General features: G+C 42.4%; 12 protein-coding genes. 5 read left to right on the top strand and 7 right to left on the bottom strand.

The window, feature by feature from the left end; genetic code table 11:
- Nucleotides 1-8: 8 nt before the first annotated feature.
- The gene (gene ribF / locus QS795_RS02905; protein WP_286272471.1) at nucleotides 9-947 is read right to left on the bottom strand and encodes a bifunctional riboflavin kinase/FAD synthetase; all 939 of its coding nucleotides are present in this window, start codon (nucleotides 945-947) and stop codon (nucleotides 9-11) included.
- Nucleotides 948-1,546: 599 nt separating this feature from the next.
- Between ribF and rpsT the strand changes: the two genes are divergently transcribed.
- Entirely contained in the window at nucleotides 1,547-1,807 is a 261-nt protein-coding gene (rpsT, locus tag QS795_RS02900) for a 30S ribosomal protein S20 (RefSeq protein ID WP_036950300.1), read from the top strand.
- A gap of 77 nt (nucleotides 1,808-1,884) precedes the next feature.
- Here the strand turns inward: rpsT and nhaR are convergent, their stop codons facing one another.
- Nucleotides 1,885-2,808 carry a transcriptional activator NhaR gene (gene nhaR, locus QS795_RS02895; RefSeq protein ID WP_286272475.1) on the bottom strand — a complete coding sequence of 308 codons (924 nt, stop codon included), beginning with the start codon at nucleotides 2,806-2,808 and terminating at the stop codon, nucleotides 1,885-1,887.
- Between the two features lie 206 nt (nucleotides 2,809-3,014).
- Nucleotides 3,015-4,202 (bottom strand): Na+/H+ antiporter NhaA, encoded by a 1,188-nt coding sequence (gene nhaA, locus QS795_RS02890; RefSeq protein ID WP_036950295.1) that lies wholly within the window; start codon nucleotides 4,200-4,202, stop codon nucleotides 3,015-3,017.
- A 394-nt stretch (nucleotides 4,203-4,596) separates the two neighbouring features.
- Between nhaA and QS795_RS02885 the strand changes: the two genes are divergently transcribed.
- Both QS795_RS02885 and QS795_RS02880 read left to right on the top strand, forming a co-directional pair.
- Nucleotides 4,597-5,445 carry an EamA family transporter gene (locus QS795_RS02885; RefSeq protein WP_286272479.1) on the top strand — a complete coding sequence of 283 codons (849 nt, stop codon included), beginning with the start codon at nucleotides 4,597-4,599 and terminating at the stop codon, nucleotides 5,443-5,445.
- Nucleotides 5,446-5,583: 138 nt separating this feature from the next.
- Complete coding sequence (locus tag QS795_RS02880) at nucleotides 5,584-6,951, top strand: amidohydrolase (RefSeq protein ID WP_418055373.1); 1,368 nt, start codon at nucleotides 5,584-5,586, stop codon at nucleotides 6,949-6,951.
- A gap of 61 nt (nucleotides 6,952-7,012) precedes the next feature.
- On the opposite strand, the gene dnaJ is transcribed toward QS795_RS02880, so the two are convergent.
- Nucleotides 7,013-8,161 carry a molecular chaperone DnaJ gene (gene dnaJ / locus QS795_RS02875; protein ID WP_036950288.1) on the bottom strand — a complete coding sequence of 383 codons (1,149 nt, stop codon included), beginning with the start codon at nucleotides 8,159-8,161 and terminating at the stop codon, nucleotides 7,013-7,015.
- Nucleotides 8,162-8,271: 110 nt separating this feature from the next.
- Nucleotides 8,272-10,185, bottom strand: coding sequence for a molecular chaperone DnaK (gene dnaK, locus QS795_RS02870; protein WP_036950286.1), 1,914 nt, complete (start codon nucleotides 10,183-10,185; stop codon nucleotides 8,272-8,274).
- A 351-nt stretch (nucleotides 10,186-10,536) separates the two neighbouring features.
- On the opposite strand from dnaK, the gene satP reads away from it, so the two are divergent.
- Nucleotides 10,537-11,103 carry an acetate uptake transporter gene (gene satP / locus QS795_RS02865; RefSeq protein ID WP_132496150.1) on the top strand — a complete coding sequence of 189 codons (567 nt, stop codon included), beginning with the start codon at nucleotides 10,537-10,539 and terminating at the stop codon, nucleotides 11,101-11,103.
- Between the two features lie 108 nt (nucleotides 11,104-11,211).
- Here satP and mog read toward each other — a convergent pair whose 3' ends face one another.
- Entirely contained in the window at nucleotides 11,212-11,796 is a 585-nt protein-coding gene (gene mog / locus QS795_RS02860; RefSeq protein ID WP_036950281.1) for a molybdopterin adenylyltransferase, read from the bottom strand.
- Nucleotides 11,797-12,017: 221 nt separating this feature from the next.
- Nucleotides 12,018-12,971 carry a transaldolase gene (gene tal, locus QS795_RS02855; RefSeq protein ID WP_036950279.1) on the bottom strand — a complete coding sequence of 318 codons (954 nt, stop codon included), beginning with the start codon at nucleotides 12,969-12,971 and terminating at the stop codon, nucleotides 12,018-12,020.
- Between the two features lie 372 nt (nucleotides 12,972-13,343).
- Here tal and yaaA point away from each other — a divergent pair, with 372 nt between their 5' ends.
- On the top strand, nucleotides 13,344-14,120 hold the full coding sequence (gene yaaA, locus QS795_RS02850) for a peroxide stress protein YaaA (RefSeq protein ID WP_154602772.1): 777 nt from the start codon (nucleotides 13,344-13,346) through the stop codon (nucleotides 14,118-14,120).
- The last annotated feature ends 97 nt before the right edge of the window (nucleotides 14,121-14,217 follow it).

The following is a 14,217-nucleotide window of genomic DNA, read 5'->3' as shown; positions in this document are numbered from 1 at the left end:
CCGCTAAATTATCTGATTCCAATTGCTGCGAGATATTCTCTAGCTGCAACTACATCATTAGCAATTTGCTCCTTCAGCGCGTCCAACGAAGCAAACCGCTGTTCGTCACGTAATTTTTTACGTAACACAACATCAATATGACGCCCATATAAATCCATATGTGCATCAATCAGATGGACTTCTAACTGGGTACCTTTTCCAGATACCGTTGGGCGTGTGCCAATGTTTGCCACGCCCGGTACAGGCCTATCGCCCAGACCATGAACTTCTACAGCATACACGCCAGTCACCGGTGTGACTAAACGTTTTAACGGTAGGTTTGCTGTCGGAAAACCTATCGTACGACCTAGCTGATTACCGTGAACCACACGCCCACTAATGCGGTATGTGTGACCTAATAAATTTTCAGCTAATGTCAGATCATTGTTTTGTATCGCTTTACGGATTGCAGTGCTGCTGACGCGCACACCTGAATCACAAAAGCTTTCGGTGTCTGCGACTTCAAAACCAAACTTTTGACCGGCTTGCTGTAAAAAAGAAAAATCACCCATCCGATTTTTTCCGAACCGGAAATCATCACCGATGGCAAGATATTTCACACCGAGTTTGTCAACTAACAAGTCAGACACAAAAGCATCGGGTGTTAATGAGGCAAAATGCTGGTTAAATTCCACACATAACAGATAATCGACCCCGCTATCAGCAAGGTACTTCACTTTATCTCTTAGGCGTGTCAAACGCGCAGGAGCCTTATCACCCGTAAAAAATTCAAGGGGTTGTGGTTCAAAGATCATCACAACAGTTGGTAAACCTAACTGTTTACCCTTGAGCTTCAAATTTTGAAGTAATACTTGGTGCCCACGATGAACACCATCAAAATTACCAATAGTCAGTACGCAACCATGATGGTACGACCGGATATTTTGTATACCGCGAATTAGCTCCATAACTGGCTCAATACCGAGGAAATTGCAGGATTATACCTTGTACGACGCATAAGGTTAACCTAAGTTCGTAAAAGCTTTCATTAAACCCTATTTTTTTGATCACTACACTATTTAATCAGATGATTTTACACTGCTAAGCATCTTTCTGCACGACACTGCGCTGCTGAATCTGATCATTGTCGATAGGTAAATCAAAAAAGTTTGGATAACCAATAGATTATCAATACAACAAATTGACGCGGAGATCTCTAAAAATATTTAATTTTTATAGTTTTCTTATCATCCATTTTGTATAACAAACCCAAGTGTATAAAAAACACTCTATTTATAATTCAATTTCATCTTGATGCACGTTTGATATCACTAAAAAAATTTTTTCTGAAAAATGATTTAAAATATCTTCTATCAATTATGCTTTTTTTCACGCGCAGATCTGTATTCTTCTGATATTTGCTGATAGAATCTTGCACCATTCACAACGCATTGACATCGAAGTACACGATGTTTATTTGCACAAATCCATTGACAAATGAAGGGCGAAAGGGCATATTCCTTGACCTTTAAATTGTCCTCAATAGAATACATTTGGGAGTTGGACCTTGGCTAATATCAAATCAGCTAAGAAACGTGCCGTTCAATCAGAGAAACGTCGCCAGCACAACGCTAGCCGTCGCTCTATGGTACGTACTTTTATTAAGAAAGTTTACCTTGCTATCGCTGCAGGCGATAAAGAAGCAGCTCAGAAAGCATTCAATGACATGCAACCTCTTGTTGATCGCCACGCTAGCAAAGGCCTGATCCACAAAAACAAAGCAGCACGTCATAAAGCTAACTTAGTTGCTCAAATCAAAGCAATGTAATTTCGCTTCTTGATTATAAAAAACCGGCTTAGGCCGGTTTTTTTGTCTGCTAATTTCCTGCCTTACACCTTTGTGCTCTAAACTTTCTGTTCTAAATTATCGAACGGCGCGGAAAATAACTCAGAAAAATCTTTGTTACAGACACGTTGTACTGCCGGGTGCTGGATCATTCTTTCCGCAAAAATCACGTAATACTCTTCTTTAACGCTATCTAAGCGGCCAATTTCTTGCACTTCATTATCAGCAAAAATGTCTTTTACATATAAAGATGGCGCCACAAAAATTGCATTGTGATACATCCCGAATGCTTTCATTAATGCTGCATCATCAAACTCACCAAGTACTTCAACTTGCAGGTTTTTATTGCGGATCCATGTTAATAAATGGCGACCAAGCATCGAGCGACGCCCTGGAATTAATAACCTGCGCTCTTCTAGACATTCAGGAAATGGTTTCTTCGGTACTGGCTGACGGCAGAAAAAACTGACGCTGCATTCACCTAATTTAACGGAGAACAGGCCCTCTTGCTGTGAAGAGTCCACAGGGCAATCCGATAAAATCATATCCAGCTTGTGCTGGCTTAATTGCTCCAGCAACAGCTCATGAGTCGATTCAAAGCAACGTAAATGAATCTGCTCATGTTCGACAACTGCCGTTTCTAGTACACGACTGACTAAACGTTTCGATAATGCATCAGCCACACCTACATCAAACAGCAGGTTAGATTCTCGGCTGTAGTTGACGATATCCAGCATTTCTTGGCTGAGCATAAACATTTTGTCAGCATAACGAAAAATCAGTTGTCCCAGTTCAGAAGGCACTAGCCCTCGACCTTGGCGTTTAAATAATTTTCCACCTAACCGCTCTTCGAGTGCTTTAATTTGCCCAGTAATTGTCTGTGGAGTCAGGTAAAGAGCCTCAGCGGCACCGACAACAGAGCCTTCTTTGCAAACATGCCAGAAATAGTAAAGGTGGTTAAAATTAAGATGTGAAACCCGCATATCGATTCCTTTTGTATCGCCAATAATGACCGCAGTACTTAATGACCGCAGTACTTAATGACCACAGTACATACTGACCATACGCTTTACCCGTACCCCGTAATCGGGAGTTATAAGTTAAAATACCCGCAGTATGCAACTCATACCGCGGGCATATCATAGAAGATTAACTCGAAAATTCTTACTAATAATTACGTCTATTATGTTTATTTTGCATCGCTGTGCGAAACTTTTGGTTTCGGTAACACTACCCTTAACATAAAGTACCCTAACAATGCTGCTGTTGTGGAACCGATTAAAATACCCAGTCTCGAGTAGGTACTATACACTTCATCAAGCCCTTCAAAAGCGAGGCCGGTGATAAAAATAGACATAGTAAAACCGATCCCACAAAGCACAGAAACAGCAAACACTTGCTTCAAGTTAATCGATGCTGGCAATTTAGCCAACCCTACTTTTACCGAAATCCAACTAAATAAGAAAATACCGACTGGTTTGCCCAGTATCAAACCCGCTGCGACGCCAAGTGGTAATGGGCTCATTAAACCATCAAAGGTGACGCCATTGAGTTGTACGCCTGAATTTGCAAATGCAAAGATAGGCAATATGAGATAAACAACCCAAGGGTGCAGCACATGCTCTAATTCTTCCGACGGTTTTGTATTATTAGTCCCTCTTAATGGAATTAAGAAACCAACAATCACTCCAGCCAGAGTGGCATGAACACCTGATTTCAAAATACAGACCCACAAGATTAAGCCAATCACTAAGTAAGCTGCGGTGTTTTCAACTCGTCGCCAGTTCATTAGACACAGTATTGCCACACACAGTGCCGCTAAACTCAATGCAACGACAGAAACTGAGCTGGTATAGAAAAAGGCAATAATCACAATGACACCAAGGTCATCAATGATAGCTAATGCCAATAAAAATACTTTGAGCTCCGTAGGAACACGCTTACCTAATAACGCCATCACACCCAACGCGAACGCAATATCTGTTGCTGCAGGGATAGCCCACCCTTGACGAGTAATATCATCCGCACCATTAAACGCTAAGTAAACTAACGCCGGTGCAATCATTCCCCCCACAGCTGCAATTGCCGGAAATATCGCTTTATCACGTCCTGCCAGGGATCCTTCCAATAACTCGCGCTTTACCTCTAAACCAACAACCAGGAAAAACACGGCCATTAAGAAATCATTAATCCATAGAATCAGAGGTTTATCTAATTCAAATGTTGAGATTTTAATAGCTACCGGAATATCTAAAAATTGCTGATAAGCTCCCTGTAATGGCGTATTAGCCATTATTAAAGCGACAATGGCAGCAATAATTAGGAGTAGCCCTCCTGCTGCTTCTAACTTTAAAAATTTACGAATAATTGCTGTCATATGAATAACCTCAAAAAATATTTTTGAATGTTAATATTATGATAATCATTAATTCGTAAAAAATCGTTTATTTATCCATTAATGATCGTAATTTCCGAATATTTAGCAATCGAGATCACGACGAATGATAATAAATCGTTAATTTAACTATAGGCAACTATTCTAAAAACCAACAATAAATTTACTGGGTAAAGCGCTTTAAATATTCAACTTTTTTAGAGACTAATGAAAAATGACCTTTACAGATAGTCAAAAAAATCGTTTATTTTTTTATTTTCGAAGCCCTTCGCAAAAATAAAAACCCCCTCCCTCTCTTTCTTGCGTGCCGCTTCATAAAAAAGACGCTTTATGTGATACTCGAGCCACCCTTAGGCAATCACTATCTCTCTATATTATGTCCCTATACGTTCTGCTTTCTGTGCTGTTTGCCGCGTTTTGCCATGCCAGTTGGAATGCTCTGGTGAAATTTGGTAATGACCGCTTCTTTGGTTTGGTGATGATTGCCATTTTTTCTGGGGTTTTAACTATTCCAGCCCTCTTTTGGTTTGGGCTACCGTCTCCTGATGCCGTCCCATGGTTAGCTTTGTCAGTACTATTTCACATCGGTTATATCTATTTTCTCAGCCAAGCATACAACCATGGTGATCTCAGCCAGATTTACCCTATTTCTCGCGGCTCAGCCCCTTTAATCACTGCGTTATTAAGTATTGTTTTATTTAATGAATCCTTACCATTTATGAGTTTTGTAGGGATTATTTTTATTATTTCAGGGGTGGTAGCCATCGCGTTTGCAGGTCGAAAATTCTCTTTGAACATCAAAGGTAAAGCCCTTATCTTTGCGCTGTGTACCGCCTTCTTTACCGCCTGTTATACCCTCTCGGATGGATATGGCGCGAGAGCCAGCCAAGATCCTGTTGTTTATACCCTATGGCTGTTTTTATTAAATGGCGCAGTACTCGCCATTCCCGGTGTGATGAAATACAAACGTTCGCTACTGCACGGATTTGGACAATATTGGCGCTCAGGTTTGCTTGGTGGGTTAATGCAGCTAATTAGTTACGGCATTGCAATCTGGGCAATGAGCCAAGCGCCAATCGTACTCGTTGCTGCTATTCGCGAAACTAGCGTCCTTTTCGCTATGTTTCTTTCCATTGTATTTCTTAAAGAGAAATTTAATGGAATGCGAGTCCTCGCCTGTATTGTCATCTTACTTGGGGTGTTACTGGCGAAACTATCCAGTTAAGATAGTGGGGCTTAGAATATGAGTTTTACATCCTATATTTGATATCCATAATGTTTGATACCAATAACCTTTTAGCCCTATTTTTCATTGAGTCATGAGGTAAGAATGACATTACTCCGATCTCTCGTTGCTATATCTATGATGGCAGCACCTATCGCGGCACTTGCCACCACTCCAGCGGATTTAATGATTGTTGATGGTACCGTTTTGACGATGGATGCCAATAATCAAGTTATTGAAAATGGAACCGTTGTTATTGATAAAAATAAAATTATCGCAGTCGGTGGCCCTGAGCTTGCCACGCAATATACCGCAAAAAAACAGCTAAATGTTGATGGCGATATTGTCATGCCCGGGTTAATCAACACCCATACTCACGCATCCATGACCGTATTTCGTTCCCTCGCCGATGATGTTCCCGACCGTTTACACCGTTATATTTTTCCATTAGAGAGCAAGATGGTTTCCCGTGAAATGGTGCGAGTAGGCGCTAACTTAGCCAACGTCGAGATGGTCAAAGGTGGTGTCACGACTTACGTGGATATGTACTATTTCGAAGACGAGGTGGCAAAAACCGTCGATAAAATTGGTATGCGTGCGATCCTTGGGGAATCTGTGATCAAATTCCCTGTTGCTGATGCTAAAAATGCAGATGAAGGTATCGCTTATGCCGTGAGTTTTATCAACCAATACAAAGACCACCCTCGCATTACGCCAGCTTTTGCTCCTCACGCACCTTATACCAACACCACTGAGCATCTACAAAAAATCGCTAAGCTTTCTCAAGAACTTAATGTTCCAGTGATGATCCACTTAGCAGAAACCGATCGAGAACAAGAAGAAATTTCCAAACGTACTGGCGGCAAAAGCCCGGTTCAATATATGGCAGATATCGGCGCCCTGAATAATAAAGTGATTGCCGCTCATGCCATTATGGTTGATGAAACCGATATCGACCTGCTCAAACAGTATGATGTCGGTGTGGCTCATAATGTCAGTGCGAATACCAAATCAGCTAAAGGTGTTGCTCCAGTGACTGCGATGTTAGCGAAAGGGGTACGTGTAGGCTTAGGAACCGATGGCCCGATGTCCAGCAATACCTTAACGACCATGAACGAACTAAATTTGGTGGGTAAAATTCATAAGCTCGAAAATAAAGATAGAGCTGCAATGCCGCCCATTACCGTGGTTGAATTAGCGACCAAAGGCTCCGCGAAAGCCATTCACATGGAAGATAAGTTAGGCTCTTTAGAGGTGGGGAAATTGGCGGATATCATCGTTGTCGATACAAAATCACCAAATATGGTACCGATGTATAGCCCTTATGCCGCACTGGTTTATGGGGCGAATGCTTCTAATGTACGCCATACCATTGTGGACGGAAATCTATTAATGGAAGACCGCAAAGTGCTCACCGTTGATGAGAATGCGATTGTGAAAGAAGCCCTGCAATTTGCTGATCAAGTTCGTAAAACCGTGGTTGCTAGCGGTGAAACAGTGAAATAAAAAAATGGCTGATTCAGTATTTCACTGGATCAGCCATGATTCTTAACTTAGCGATCAACCATTATTTATTGGTTAAATCATCAAAGAATTTTTTCACGCCATCTAAGAAGCGTTTTGAACGTGGGCTATTTTTCTCGCCACCCGTACCGCCTAACGACTCACCAAACTCTCTGAGTAACTCTTTTTGTTTCTCATTCAGTTTGACTGGGGTTTCGACAACAATGTGACACATTAAGTCACCTTGCATACCACCACGTACTGATTTCACGCCCTTACCTTTCATACGGAATGTTTTGCCCGTTTGGGTTTCCGCAGGAATTTTCAGTTTAACGCGACCATCCAGGGTTGGGACTTCAATTTCGCCGCCCAGCGCTGCTGCTGCGAAGTTGATTGGCACTTCGCAATGTAAGTTATTACCATCACGCTCAAAAATATCGTGAGGTAAAACATGCATTTGAACGAATAAATCCCCTGCTGGTGCACCATTCGCACCGGCTTCACCTTCACCGGATAAACGAACGCGGTCACCTGTATCAACCCCTGCAGGGATCTTAACGGATAAGGTTTTGTATTTCTCAACGCGACCTTGACCATGACATTTGTTGCATGGGTCTTTGATGACTTTTCCGCGACCGTGACAGGTTGGGCAAGGTTGTTGTACCGAGAAGAAACCTTGGCGCATGTGTACTTGGCCCATACCGTGACAGGTTTGGCACGTATCTGCACTAGTACCTGGTTTTGCACCGCTACCGTGGCACACGTCGCAGCTTTCAAGCGTTGGAATACGGATCTCTTTGGTCACTCCACGGACTGCTTCTTCAAGAGTCAGTTCCATGTTGTATTGCAGATCAGAACCACGGCTTGGGCGCTGTTGACGACGACCGCCACCAAAAATGTCACCGAAGATGTCACCAAAAATATCACTGTTGAAATCGCCGCCACCAAAGCCGCCGAATCCACCGCCGCCACCCATACCGCCTTGCTCAAACGCAGCATGACCATATTGGTCGTAAGCGGCGCGTTTTTGCTCATCGGACAGGACTTCGTAAGCTTCTTTTATCTCTTTAAATTTCTCTTCAGATTCATCTTTGTTTTCCTGATTACGGTCAGGATGGTATTTCATTGCTAAGCGCTTGTACGCTCGCTTGATATCTTTCTCTGAAGCATTTTTTTCGAGGCCTAAAACCTCATAAAAATCTCTTTTCGCCATTTATTTTTCCCTTAACATGCAGACACGGGCGCAGAGTTCCCTCAACGCCCGTGTCCGGTATCAGTCACTATTTAACATTATTGCGATAGTCACTGCGCCCGCTAAGGGCCTTATTTTTTGTCTTTGTCGTTAACTTCTTCGAATTCAGCGTCAACAACATCGTCATCTTTCTTCGCTTCTGCACCTGCACCCGCAGCGCCCGCTTGAGCTTGTTGCTGTGCAATTTCCAGAAGTTTCGCAGATGCCGTTACCAGCGCTTGGATTTTCGCTTCGATTTCAGCTTTATCTTCACCTTTAGAAGCGACTTCTAATTCTGAAGTTGCTTTTTCGATGTTCGCTTTATCTTCAGCTGGTAATTTGTCGCCTGCTTCTTCGATTTGTTTACGAGTACCGTGAATCAGCTGGTCTGCTTGGTTGCGAACCTGTACTAACTCTTCAAATTTACGGTCTGCTTCAGCGTTAGCTTCTGCATCACGTACCATTTTTTCGATTTCCTCGTCATTCAGACCAGAAGATGCCTTAATGGTGATGTTTTGCTCGCGACCGCTGTTTTTGTCTTTCGCAGAAACATGCAGGATACCATCCGCATCGATGTCAAAAGTCACTTCGATTTGCGGCATACCGCGTGGCGCTGCTTGAATACCATCTAAGTTAAACTGACCCAGTGATTTGTTATCACTCGCACGTTTACGCTCACCTTGCAGTACGTGAATGGTCACGGCTGCTTGGTTATCTTCTGCAGTAGAGAACACTTGGCTGTGTTTAGTTGGGATTGTGGTGTTCTTCGAAATTAACGAAGTCATCACGCCACCCATGGTTTCGATACCTAAAGACAGTGGAGTTACGTCAAGTAACAGAACGTCTTTAACATCACCCGCTAATACACCACCTTGTACTGCTGCACCCATTGCAACGGCTTCGTCTGGGTTAACATCTTTACGTGGCTCTTTACCAAAGAAATCAGCAACAACTTTCTGAACCATTGGCATACGAGTCTGACCACCAACTAAGATAACGTCGTTGATGTCACCTACGCTTAAACCAGCGTCTTGCAGAGCAACTTTAACTGGCTCCATAGAACGTTTAACTAAATCTTCTACCAGTGACTCCAGTTTTGCACGAGTCACTTTGATGTTCATGTGTTTTGGACCTGTGGCATCTGCAGTGATGTATGGCAGGTTAACGTCAGTTTGTTGAGCAGAAGACAGCTCAATTTTTGCTTTTTCAGCAGACTCTTTCAGACGTTGCATTGCCAGTGGATCGTTACGCAGATCAACACCTTGTTCTTTCTTAAACTCATCAACTAAGTAGTTGATTAAACGAGTATCGAAATCTTCACCACCTAAGTGAGTGTCACCGTTGGTTGCCAGAACTTCATAGGTTTTTTCGCCATCAACTTCATCGATTTCGATGATTGATAAGTCGAATGTACCACCACCTAAGTCGTAAACCGCGATAGTACGGTTGCCAACTTCTCTATCTAAACCGTAAGCCAGCGCTGCTGCTGTTGGTTCGTTGATGATACGTTTTACTTCTAAACCAGCGATACGACCCGCATCTTTGGTTGCTTGACGCTGAGCATCGTTAAAGTAAGCTGGAACAGTGATAACCGCTTCAGTCACTGGCTCACCCAGATAGTCTTCCGCTGTTTTTTTCATTTTTTTCAGCACTTCAGCAGAAACTTGTGGCGGTGCCATTTTTTGGCCTTTCACATCTAACCACGCATCACCGTTATCAGCCGCTACAATTTTGTATGGCATGATAGATACGTCGCGCTGAACTTCTTCGTCTTGGAAACGACGACCGATCAAACGTTTGATCGCAAATAATGTATTTTCTGGGTTAGTAACAGCCTGACGTTTTGCTGGCTGACCAACTAAAATTTCACCATCTTGTGTATACGCAATGATGGAAGGAGTAGTTCTATCACCCTCGCTGTTCTCAAGAACACGCGCAGTAGTGCCATCCATAATTGCAACGCATGAGTTAGTTGTACCTAAATCGATACCAATAATTTTACCCATTTAAAACGCCTCCAAAGGAATTCTTTTCATTTAATTTCGATATCAATCTATATAAGGCTCAATATTTCATTTTCAAGGGAGTTTTTACTTCAACCTTGATTTTTTTTGCAACCTTACATCTTTTGCAATTCGCAATAATTTAGATTGATAACTGTTGATGTCTTAAAGATGGGGTCACAAATTCATTCATCAAGGGGGAAAACTAAAAAAGTTTTACATTTAATGCAAAAAAACCCGTCTCTTGATCATTGTTTCGACAATTAAAACTGCGTATTATGCGCCTCCCCGTCTTATGGGGATATAAATATTCATTGTATCTATTTGATTTTTAAACACTTTACCAGAGGTTATATGCAATCTAGTTCGCTTGCCAATCCAGGCCCACTCGGTTTATTGGGCTTTGGTATGACAACAATCCTGCTGAATATTCACAATGCAGGCTTTTTCCCTCTCTCATCTGTGATTTTAAGTATGGGAATTTTCTATGGTGGTATCGCGCAAGTGATTGCTGGGCTTATTGAATATAAGAAAGGCAATACGTTCGGCGCGACTGCATTTACCTCTTACGGCTTCTTTTGGCTTGCGTTAGTCGGTCTGCTGTTTTTACCGACCATGGGATTAGCCGAAGCAACTGACCCTGCGTTTTTAGGGATGTTCCTGCTTTTATGGGGGATCTTTACTTTCTTTATGTTCTTAGGCACCTTCAAAGCAAATTTCGTGCTGCAATTTATTTTCGGCAGCTTAACCGTACTGTTTGCAATGTTAGCGGTGGGTAATTTGACCAACGATGCCACGCTACTTCAATATGCGGGCTATGAAGGAATTATCTGCGGAGCGAGCGCGTTCTATCTGGCTGTCGCTGAGATCTTAAATGAGCAATATGGCAGAACGATCCTGCCAATTGGTCAACGCAGCTAAATTTATATACGGCTAAGTTGATAGACTGTTAAGCTAAATAGACAGAAAGAAAACTGTAACAAGAATTATCAGGCAGACATCATGCTCTGCCTGATTTTTTAGAAGGAATTACTCGGCAGTACGAATCGCAGATTTTGGACGGAAAGCTTTAACGATGCTTTCGTCTGTTTCAATATAAGGGCCATCAAGTAATTGAATGCAGTATGGCACACTCGCAAAAATACCTGACACCAATACATTTCCCTCTTTATCTTTCAGCCCTTCTAAGGTTTCCGCGATCGCTTTTGGTTGCCCTGGTAAGTTTAAAATCAGTGACTGATTGCGGATCACGCCAACTTGGCGAGATAAAATCGCTGTTGGCACGAACTTTAGACTAATTTGGCGCATCTGCTCACCAAAGCCAGGCATTTCGCGATCGGCAACCGCAAGCGTTGCATCCGGAGTGACATCACGGCGAGCAGGCCCCGTACCACCAGTGGTCAGGACTAAATGACATGAAAATTCATCCACCAGCTCACACAACGTTTGTTCTATCATGACTTGCTCATCAGGGATCAAACGAGTTTCTAAACGAAAAGGGGTGGTAATGGTTTTCGTTAGCCACTCCTCCAGTGCTGGGATCCCTTTATCTTCGTAGATACCGCCTGAAGCACGATCAGAAACCGACACCAGACCTATGCGCAACTCATTCATACAAACCTCAAAAATTAATCATTTAAATTCGTTCATTTGGCGAGAAAATACTAACTTAATTAATACCAAGCCAATAATGATAAACATGGTGCATCATACCATGAGGTCGAATGCCTGACAGCGTCGTGTTTGTGTCGAAATGTGGAATTGAGAGTTTAATCAATGAAAAAACAGCATAAAAAAACCCAGCCGATTGACTGGGTTTTCTAAGAAAAAAGAAATTACAGCAGAGCTGCGATCATTTTTTCCAGTTTTTCTTGGTCTACAGCAAACTTACGGATACCGTCAGACAGTTTATCAACCGCCATTGGATCTTGGTTATGCTGCCAGTAGAACTCAGCTTCAGTCAGTTTAGCGCCTGGCTCTTGAGTTTTACCTTCATCTTTCAGTTTACAAACCAATTCACCTTGTGATTCAGACAGCTCTTTCAGCAGCGCTGGAGAGATAGTCAAACGGTCACAACCTGCCAGCTCAATGATTTCACCTACGTTACGGAAGCTTGCGCCCATCACGACAGTTTTATAACCATGTGCTTTATAGAAGTTGTAGATTTCAGTCACAGAAACCACGCCTGGATCTTCATGTGCAGCAAACTCTTTTTTATCTGTGTTTGCTTTGTACCAGTCAAGGATGCGACCTACGAATGGAGAGATCAGGTAAACACCAGCTTCCGCACAAGCACGCGCTTGAGCAAAAGAGAATAATAACGTTAAGTTACAGTTGATGCCTTCTTTTTCCAGTTTTTCCGCCGCGCGGATACCCTGCCAAGTAGAGGCTAATTTGATCAAAATACGATCGTTGCTGATACCCGCTTCGTTGTACATTTTCATCAGACGGCGAGCTTTAGTAATACACGCTTCTTCATCATAAGAAAGACGCGCATCAACTTCTGTTGAAATACGACCAGGGACTAATTTCAGAATTTCTAAACCGATATTAACAGCCAGTTTGTCACATGCGTCGACAACTTGTTGTTCACGGTTATTGCTTTGCTTACGCGCCCACTCTACCGCTTCATCAATTAATTTACGGTACTCAGGAATTTGTGCAGCATTTAAAATCAGCGATGGGTTAGTCGTCGCATCTTGTGGTTTGTACAGCTTCATCGCTTCGATGTCGCCAGTGTCGGCAACAACAGTTGTCAGACTACGTAAGGAGGTTAGTTTGTCGGTCATTTCTTTAATCTCGTTGTTATACCCGTCATACTTCAAGTTGTAGGGGTGTTGACTACATTCACTCACCCTTGCCATCTACCTGCAACTTAAACTACTTTGTGTATTATTAAGGAATTGAGGCTAGCGCCGCACCGTCCCATGATAATATCACGCATCTACATTGCTGCAAGCGAGGAAATATCCTTGAAAGCAACTATTTGATCAGCAATCGTTTTCGCAGCATCCTTAGGGACTGAATGCATTTAGCTAGGTTGAATAATCTCATCAGTAAACCAGATAACCATCATAATCGCGACTTATTACAGCGATTCGCCATTTCATCTGATTTTTTGTTAAAGTAGTGGGTAAATTTACTATCACAAGGGTTAAGTTATGCTGATTACTATTTCACCTGCCAAAACATTAGACTACGAAAGCCCGCTCGCCATCGACACGTTTACTCAACCCGAGCTCCTCGCTGAGTCTGAAAAACTGATTAAAACATGCCGAAAACTCACGCCAGCAGATATCGCAAGCTTAATGAAAATTAGCGATAAACTTGCAGGGCTGAATGCAGCACGCTTTGGTGAATGGCAGCCAAACTTTACCCCAGAAAATGCACGCCAAGCCATCCTCGCCTTCAAAGGGGACGTCTATACCGGCATGCAAGCCGAAACGTTTTCGCCCGCTGATTTTGAATTTGCTCAGCAACATTTACGTATGTTGTCCGGCCTGTATGGTGTGCTGCGTCCATTAGACTTAATGCAGCCTTATCGCTTGGAAATGGGAATTCGCCTTAAAAACAGCCGTGGTAAAGACTTATATGAATTCTGGGGAGATATCATCACTCAGCATTTAAATAAAGCACTGGCGGCGCAAGGGGATAATATCCTTGTTAATTTAGCATCTGATGAATATTTTAAGTCTGTGAATACCAAAAAGCTGGACGCTGAAATTATTAAACCCGTTTTCTTAGATGAGAAAAATGGTAAATATAAAGTCATCAGTTTTTATGCAAAGAAAGCTCGCGGATTAATGAGCCGTTTTATTATTCAAAATAAACTGACTAAATCCGAACAGCTATCTGACTTTAATTTAGAAGGCTACCAATTTGATAAAGCGCAGTCGAAAGGGAATGAATTAGTCTTTACTCGCCCTGAACAAGCCTAATCATAGGCTCACTTTGTTGGCTTATGGGGAATGCATCACACCCTATAAGCCTCATACTCAACATGCGATATCTTATTTCAAATCCCCGTCACAATCT

Origin of the sequence: Providencia zhijiangensis (genome assembly GCF_030315915.2) — a bacterium.
GTDB lineage: Bacteria > Pseudomonadota > Gammaproteobacteria > Enterobacterales > Enterobacteriaceae > Providencia > Providencia zhijiangensis.
Note: the sequence above shows the minus strand (reverse complement) of the source record. Positions and strands in the feature narration are given on the sequence as shown.